The following is an 8,608-nucleotide window of genomic DNA, read 5'->3' on the forward strand; positions in this document are numbered from 1 at the left end:
AACTATCTCCTTCACCTAAAATAGGTTTCCTGCAAAGAAAAAACATGCTCCTGCAAGCTGAAATGTGCTTCCTGCAATAAAAAACAATATTGATAATCTAACTGAGTTAGTTTATTAAAACTCATACATATCAATCTCCTTAAGGCTAAATCTATCACCACTAAGAAAGGTAATCTCAAGGTAACAAATATATTCTTTACCATTTGAATTACTTAATTCCACAATTCGAAACACATTAACGGCATTTCTTTTCATAAAGAAACTTGTGCCTGTATTAACAAAACCTATGAATGGGCTAACAGGCACACCATATTTAATTCTATCCGCAAAACTGTATTTCGAAATACTTAATACACTTAATCCCTCGTCTTTATAGAACTCATTAATAAAGCTATCTAATAGACTTAGGTGCGTATAATGCTTCTTTAATTGCAGATACCCATAAATAAAAATTACTAGAATAGAAATACCAATTAGATAGAAGTTTACTTGATCCCCTTTAAAAGGAAATACTTCAAACTGTAAATTCAAAAACTCAATTATCATTAAACCTTATTTATTATCCACTATAAATCGCATGTCCTTTTTCACAGCAAGCACATGTGCTTCATTTGTCAGCATCTCTAATAACTTAAAAGCAACATCTAGGCTAGTTGCTGGTCCTGTGGAAGTGATAATATTATTGTCAACTACCAATTGCTTATCCTGAACATTCACGCCCATCTCAGTAAGTTGCTTACGCCGGTGTCCTTCGTTTAAATCCCAGGTTGTTGCTTTTCTATTTTTCAATACACCACTTTTACCCACTGGCATAGCTCCCACACATATCGAGGCTATGATTTTACCTTTGGCATCAAATTCACGAATCAGATTAAGAAAACGTTCATCATAGGCATCTTCGAAAAAACCAGCTTCATGACCTCCACCCGGTATAGCCAAAGCATCGTAATCATCTACATTCACCTCATCATACAAAATCTCGGGCTGAGCAATTAAGTTCCAATAACAAGGAATAGTTGTTCGGAAACCCGTAGTTTTTAAATCAACCGGGTCAATCCCCAATTCACGTGTCCAACCAATTACATCGGTAAACACACTGGCTTCGTAAGCTTCAAAACCTTTGGCTAGAAATAATAGTACTTTCTTCATATGAATTAAAAAGTATCAAGGTTTAAATATAAAAACTCATAAATAGTTCAATTTTCTTTACGCTCACTAAAGTACAGCTTTCGTCAACAAAAAACGCTCTACTAGATAGCCGAATAATGCACCAATACTATAACATAGCATATCGCTCCACAGAAAACCATAACCAAGAACTAAACCGCCCAATTTATAGCTTCGTATATTATTAATCCACTCGGCTTGATAAAGCTGAAGCAATTCAATCGAATAACAAGCCATAACACTAATTACTATCACCCACAACGAACTCCTCTTTGGGAATAAGAAACCAATAATAAAGAAGAACATGACTGCATACAATATATCACCGATATATGGATATATTAGTTGAGGGGTAATATCTGTGCGAGATGCTAAACCCAGTGCTACTGTAGTTAGAATAAAAAGAAGATAATGAAATCTATTTCGTTGGAATTTCTTTTTCGTCATTTGGGATTATTGGTACATTGATGTTCTTTTTATTTATGGGAGTGTTCATCCAATACTCTTGAGGTTCTATAAATTCAGAGATTTTATTGTTCTTTAAAGGCAAAAACTTATCAATTAAAGACATAGACTTCTCTTCACCGAAGGTTTGTACCTGTTGAACAAACAATTCTCGATATTGATTGTAAGTCAAATATGTTCGATCATTCAATAGGCGGCCATCAATGTCAGTTAAGTTCTTAAAATCAATTTTTATTCTGGTTGAATCATTTTCATCTATTTCTGGAAAGTCAGAGACATTATCTAGTACAAGTTGGATTTTCCTATTACTTATAGAGTCTTGAATGATTTGTTTTATGGGTACGTTCTTATCATCAATTTTAACTTTATAATTTGACCGTTTAAAAGTTACAATAGAGTCATTTGGATTATTAAATGTAATAGACATACCTTTATTGTCAAGATTGTATACTATTTCTTTAACAGCATAATCTTTGGGATTGGGAATTTTGAAAACGTTATTGAAAGATATGTAATTGAGATACATAAGATCTTTCTTCTTTGCGTATTCAACATTTACATTGAAGATGAGTTGCTTTTCTTTTTCTTGAATATTGTATACAGAATAGAATAATTTATGAATTGCATAAGTATCTCTATTAATAAATATCTGACCAAAGGCTAAATATTTATTATCACTTAGAGTTTTCCTTGATTTAAAATCAATAACATATAAAGAACCATCATCAATTTGTATAATATCTGCCAGCTTAAATTTATGATTACTAATAAAATTTTCTTTCAATACATATACAAACGAATATGTATCGTGTTCGTAATTTCTTAGTGCATCATGAATCATCAACATCGTCAGTTCATTTCCACCACAAGGGTGTATATGCGCATCAGGAATGAATTTCGCATCAACATTGTCATATTTTATATCCAGAGTTGGGTCACGCTCAAATGTATTATCAACTTTATACTCCAATAAGCGCATTTTACTATCTCTTTGGTCATAGGTATGAAAACCAAAGTCAAGGTTTTCAATCAATGCTTCATTAAGATTAAAATAGGTATCGTTTTTCATTTTATATTCCCGATAATATGCAATATAAGAAAAAGGCGAGCTGGGGTAATTTATTGGTATTTGTTCAATTGATCTTTTCACTAGTTTGCGAGGAGACAAAGACTTTATTTTTTTTCTTGCTTTAATCACAACTTCATCCAATTCTGTGATAGCTACTGAGAGCATTATAGTATTCACCTCTTGGCTCCTCAAGCTTTTTAAACTAATGGCCTTAGATTTATAGCCGATACATGATATCAAAAGTGTATCATTTTGTTGCTGTATGTAATGGGGAATAGAAAAATCACCATGAAAGTTACTAATAACACCTTTTCCTAAATCTTTCACAATTATTGTAGCAAAGGGTATTCCTTCACCGCTATTAGTGTCAATTAATCTACCATAAATAAAATCAGAAGATTGTGAATGAACTAAAAAATGTGAAAATAAGATTAAAACAAAAGCAAGGAACCTATATGCTTTCGTTCTTTTGTTTTTAGAGTAATTGTTTAATAGATCAAACGTAGGTGGCAAAGATTTCATTAAATAAGGTTTAGCAATGATTACACAAAACAAGCTACATAGCAAGCAATAATTATACCATTGTTCAGCTACAGTATCAAAAACATAAATTAACAATACAGGGTATTTAAGACTTTACAAATCCATGTATATGAAAGTAATTGCTAGCAATATAAAACAGGCAAGATTTATTGTCTGATTCTTTTATTGCAGCCCAGAAGTCTTATAAGGTAAAGTAAAGAAGAAGGTACTCTGTTTTCCTAACTCACTTTCAACCCATATTTTGCCACCCAACATTTCAACATAGGCTTTGGAAATAGCCAAACCTAGTCCAGCGCCTTGCAAAGCCATTTTATCTTCAATATCGGCTTGGATAAAGCGCTCAAATATTAGTTTTTGTTTCTCGGGAGCAACTCCTATTCCGGTATCATTCACATAAAACTGCAATTCTTCTTGTGAAGCATTAAGTGTATAACCAAACTCAATGCGACCTTCGAAAGTATATTTCAAAGCATTTTTAAGCAAATTAGAAAGTACAGCATAAAACATATCACCATCACAATGCAAATTCACCTCACTATCGGCTAATGCTTTATGCAAAGTCAATTTTATTTTCTTTCTGCTTGCTTCTTCATTAAAAAAACTGTTTAAATCATCTAGTAGAATATTAATGTTTAAATCAGTTTTATTGACAATCATTTGTCCCGATTCGATCTTAGAAATATCAATAATATCATTAATAATATTCAACATCCTGGCTCCACTCTTCTCAATAACATCTATGTATTGTTCCTTTTCTTCGTTATTCAACCCAGGATCCTTAAGCAATTCAGAAAACCCAAGTATACCATTCATCGGTGTACGAATCTCATGGCTCATATTAGCTAAAAAAGAAGATTTAAGCCGATCACTTTCTTCAGCTTTCTCTTTGGCCTTAATTAATTCAAATTCGGTTTCTTTTAATTGAGTAATATCAAACGAAACACCTCCAACGGCCAAATCATTATCAGGTAAGTCTAATTGAAACTTATAATCGTGCAACCAAGTATCTTTACCGTTTAATTTACATTGATATTGAATGTTTGTTTGATTTAATTCTGAATTTATAATTTGACGATCCGTTTTTTCAACCATCCTCGCAACATGGGCTTCAAAAATGGTTTTAGCTGAACTGTTTTTATCCTCCGGAGATGCAGTATTAACACGATCAACCATTCGATTGCGATAAATGTGTTGAAGGTTATGATCTTTTATATACACATAGGCTGGTGTGTTTTCCATAAAAGTCTTAAACAAGCGCTCACTGTATTTTACTTTCCGCACAGCCACCTTAACCCTATAACGTAGTAAGGCCACAAATACCAACAACACCAAAACAAGCAGTACCACAAAATATATAGCATCCTTCAACCATTGGGGCAACACTTCAATAGCGCCCACATTATCGTGCGACCATTTTTGTAATGCAAGGTTATAAACCGAGTTTCGATCATGCTTCCAATCATTCAGATATTGGTTTAAGAGGTTTAACAAAGATTCATTTGCCCCTTTCTTCACTGTAAAAAAAATATCAAAGGGATTAAAAACGATACCACTGGTCAGTAAACCATATTGCACCGACTTAGGCGCACCAAAGGTATTATTCACTACACCAGCATCCACCTGCCCCTTACTAACTAACTTAAATACTTCTTCAAAATCAGCTGTTTCCACAAAAGTACAGCTAACATCAAATTTCGTTGTGAGTTGCTTTAAAAAACCGCCATTAAAGTCACTTTTCATGATGGCAATAGTTTTACCCTCCAAACCTAAAATTCCTCTTATTTCAGAATCCTGATCCACATACACTTCACTCCAAACAGTTAATAAGGGTGTGGATGTGTAATCCATATAATTAAGTCGATCTTGCGTAATAGCAACACTTGTTAGCATATCAACCTCACCACTCTTCATACGTGCCAAGCCATCATCCCACGATCCGTAGACATAAACAAATTCTATATTCTCCTTTTCACCAAGACTGTTTAACGCATCAACATAAAAGCCCTTAACCACCCCATCCGTATCCAGAAAAATTCCAGGATAAAGATTAAACGCACCAACTCTAACCGTATCCTGCGATTTGGTCATTGATAATGCTACAAATAGCAATAAAAGAGTACATAGTACTTTACTCATAGCTCACAATAAATTGTTTGTTCATTAAGTGTTTAGAAGCCTTAGCAACTTTTATTTGAAGTTATCAATTTTTGTAATATATACAGATAGCTTGCCTTAAAAACATTAATATCAGTATTAAATCAAAAATATCTGACTATAACAACGACACTCCAACCACAAACTTTAACCCTCACAAACAGTCAATTACAATAACAATCATGACAAAGAATGATTCTGATGACATTTCTGTGACATTTAATGACAAGGGATGACATGAATGTGACGAAACGGTGTTAGTGCTACTCTACATTTGCTGATGTAATAATTAATAATCTAATACAAAACATCATGAAAAAGTTAACATTAGCACTTACAGCAGCTTTATTATTCGGATTTGGTTTCACACAAGTTGAAGCACGAAGTACACCTGAAAAGGACATGAAAAAATGTTGTCGCAAAATGAAACGCGAAGTGCGTCATGCTTTAGAAGGTCCAACATACGAATATTTGAAACCTGATTGTAAAGAAAAAGTAACCTTGATTTGTGTGATCAATCTTGAAAACCAAGTTGAAGTTTACAAAGTTAAGGGCGAAGACAAACAATTGATGGAGTACATTAAAACAACCATCAATAAGGAAGAGATTCAAGCAGACCCAAAAATGGCAGGTAAAATGTTTAAATTAGAATTGAACTTTGAACACCAACCAGCTTGAAAAATGCAGCACTTAGCGTACAATAATTAGAAATCGCCATTTCTTTTATACAACTAAGCATTCAAACATTATCAAATTAAATATATAAATGATATTTTAATACGCTGAAAACACATCAACATGAACAACATCGTCAATAGATATAAAATATCATTACTATTCTTCATCGCCATACTGCTGTTAGGAAACAATACCTCGGCACAGATACTGGTTAAAAAGTACTCGCTCAATGGCTATTGGAATTTCTCAGTAGGTGATTACCCCCAATGGAAAGATGCATCCTTTATTGATGCACATTGGGCTGAGCTCAAAGTAGGACAAAACTGGGAATCGCAAGGCTACGACGATTATAATGGCATTGCATGGTACCGAAGAAAAATCATCGTAAACGAACGACCTAACAACACACTCTTCATCAAAATAGGCGCCATTGACGATGCTGACGAAGTGTATTTTAATGGAACACTGATTGGAAGTACAGGAGGTTTCCCTCCAAACACAAAAACGGCATTTCGAGAAGAACGTAATTATGAGATACCATCGGCCTTGTGGAAAACTGGTGAAAATGTAATAGCCATACGGGTTTACGACTTGTATCTGAATGGTGGTATCATTGGCAACCCTATTGGTATATATGAAGACATATCCGATAATTACCTTGCCCTTAACCTTGCAGGAGACTGGCACTTTACCAGTTCAAACGAAAAGGAGTATAAGGAATACAAATACAACCACTCGCATTGGAAAAACATTAAAGTACCAGGAAGATGGGAAGATCAGGGATGGCCAGAATTGGACGGTATTGCCTGGTATCGCAAATCATTTTACTTACCAGACAATTTGAATAAAAACATGCTCTACCTAACACTGGGTAAAATTGATGACGAAGATGTGGTATACCTCAATGGAGAAAAAATTGGCGAGACCTTCGACAAGCATACGGCCTCGTGGAAACAAACCGCTTATCGTAAAACACGCATCTATAAAATACCCGAAGGTTTGTTATCAAGCAATAACCCGAATGTGATAGCCGTAAAAGTTCGCGATTATCAGTTAGACGGTGGCATATACGAAGGGCCAATTGGCCTTCTGACCAAAGAACAAGCTAAAAAATTAGACCACACCATTGAAAGTCAGAAAGATTTCTGGGAAAGCTTTTGGGATTGGGTTAATGAATAAGACATAGAAGACATTAAAAAAACGACAAACATGCAATTTGCAAGTAAATATATAAGCATCCTTACCATAGCCCTCATTGTTGGCTCATTTGCATCAGCCCAAGAGCGCGACCTAAGAATGTACAAATCACTAAAGGGAGAATGGCATTTCTCAATAGGTGATAAAGCCGAGTGGCAAAGCTATGATTTTGACCACTCGCATTGGGAGAAAATAAATGTACCTAATTCGTGGGAAGACCAAGGTTTTAACGGGTACGATGGTTATGCCTGGTATCGTCTGTCCTTTCATCTGTCGGATGCAGCTAGCGAAGAAGAATTATGGCTTGACTTAGGTTACATCGACGACGTTGACGAATGTTATTTAAACGGTGAACTAATTGGAAGTACTGGTAGTTTTCCTCCGGATAAAAAAACAGCATACAATGCACATCGCCTGTACAAACTACCCATGGAAAACTTAATATATGGTGGTAAAAATATTATAGCCGTTCGCGTGTATGATTTCTATAATGCAGGTGGTATTGTATCTGGCAATATAGGTCTACTTCATAACAAACGTCCCTTGATGCTCGATTTATCCCTTGAAGGTAGATGGCAATTTCAAACAGGCGACAATCATAATTACAAAAACATTAATTTCGATGATGATACCTGGGATGCAATAAACGTTCCGGGCGCATGGGAAGATCAGGGCTATGAGTATTACGATGGCATTGCCTGGTATCGTAAGAAGCTTAGTCTACCGAACGAATTAAAAAACGAATCGCTGGTACTCATTCTTGGAAAAATTGATGACGTAGATGAAGTGTATATTAATGGCGAACTAATTGGCCAAACAGGAGAGATTGAACCTCATCATTTTATTTACAGTGAAGCATACCGAAGTCTGCGTGGTTATATCATCCCACCCCATGTATTAGATAAAAACGATGAAGTAGTAATTGCTGTTAGAGTTTATGACGCCCGATTAACGGGAGGTATTTATGAAGGGCCTGTAGGCATAATGACACAAGACAAGTATATCCACTTCTGGAATAAAATCAGAAATGAGCACTAGATAACAATCTAGTATTAAAATCTAATCCAATGCAACTTTGATGACAAAATGGTGACATCATATGACAAAATAGTGACAGAATCTTGCAAGCTATAGTCTACATTTGCTAGGGTTAAACGAATACAGATTAATTCATACAATTTTGAGAACGCTCAAAAGAAATGATTTAATAATAAATGATGATTGAAAAAGAGGGTGTCGTAAAAGTCAAAAAAGAATCTTTGAAACTTATAATTTGTAACTAACTTCAATATTTGTTACCCCTAAATCCCCTGAAGGGGACTTAAGCCTCCACTT

8 protein-coding genes are annotated in these 8,608 nt (G+C 34.7%); 3 read left to right on the top strand and 5 right to left on the bottom strand.

Annotated features, from left to right (window positions below; genetic code table 11):
- Window positions 1-114 precede the first annotated feature (114 nt).
- The 5 genes from ACRD7B_RS12900 to ACRD7B_RS12920 all read right to left on the bottom strand — a co-directional run bounded on the left by ACRD7B_RS12900 (window position 115) and on the right by ACRD7B_RS12920 (window position 5,380).
- Complete coding sequence (locus ACRD7B_RS12900; RefSeq protein WP_430824984.1) at window positions 115-546, bottom strand: hypothetical protein; 432 nt, start codon at window positions 544-546, stop codon at window positions 115-117.
- A 6-nt stretch (window positions 547-552) separates the two neighbouring features.
- Complete coding sequence (locus tag ACRD7B_RS12905) at window positions 553-1,149, bottom strand: DJ-1/PfpI family protein (protein WP_430824985.1); 597 nt, start codon at window positions 1,147-1,149, stop codon at window positions 553-555.
- A 66-nt stretch (window positions 1,150-1,215) separates the two neighbouring features.
- Window positions 1,216-1,614, bottom strand: a complete 399-nt coding sequence (locus tag ACRD7B_RS12910; RefSeq protein WP_430824986.1) for a ribosomal maturation YjgA family protein — start codon at window positions 1,612-1,614, stop codon at window positions 1,216-1,218.
- Window positions 1,586-3,223 (bottom strand): carboxypeptidase-like regulatory domain-containing protein, encoded by a 1,638-nt coding sequence (locus ACRD7B_RS12915; RefSeq protein WP_430824987.1) that lies wholly within the window; start codon window positions 3,221-3,223, stop codon window positions 1,586-1,588. Before ACRD7B_RS12915 ends, ACRD7B_RS12910 begins: the two co-directional genes overlap by 29 nt.
- Window positions 3,224-3,406: 183 nt before the next feature.
- Window positions 3,407-5,380, bottom strand: a complete 1,974-nt coding sequence (locus tag ACRD7B_RS12920; RefSeq protein ID WP_430824988.1) for a sensor histidine kinase — start codon at window positions 5,378-5,380, stop codon at window positions 3,407-3,409.
- A 330-nt stretch (window positions 5,381-5,710) separates the two neighbouring features.
- On the opposite strand from ACRD7B_RS12920, the gene ACRD7B_RS12925 reads away from it, so the two are divergent.
- The 3 genes from ACRD7B_RS12925 (at window position 5,711) to ACRD7B_RS12935 (ending at window position 8,311) form a co-directional block, all read left to right on the top strand.
- A complete protein-coding gene (locus tag ACRD7B_RS12925; protein ID WP_430824989.1) occupies window positions 5,711-6,076 on the top strand; it encodes a hypothetical protein in 366 nt (121 codons plus the stop codon).
- A gap of 120 nt (window positions 6,077-6,196) precedes the next feature.
- A complete protein-coding gene (locus ACRD7B_RS12930; RefSeq protein ID WP_430824990.1) occupies window positions 6,197-7,255 on the top strand; it encodes a beta galactosidase jelly roll domain-containing protein in 1,059 nt (352 codons plus the stop codon).
- A 30-nt stretch (window positions 7,256-7,285) separates the two neighbouring features.
- Window positions 7,286-8,311, top strand: a complete 1,026-nt coding sequence (locus tag ACRD7B_RS12935; protein ID WP_430824991.1) for a glycoside hydrolase family 2 protein — start codon at window positions 7,286-7,288, stop codon at window positions 8,309-8,311.
- Window positions 8,312-8,608 lie beyond the last annotated feature (297 nt).

Origin of the sequence: Carboxylicivirga fragile (assembly GCF_050589805.1) — a bacterium.
Classification (GTDB): domain Bacteria; phylum Bacteroidota; class Bacteroidia; order Bacteroidales; family Marinilabiliaceae; genus Carboxylicivirga; species Carboxylicivirga fragile.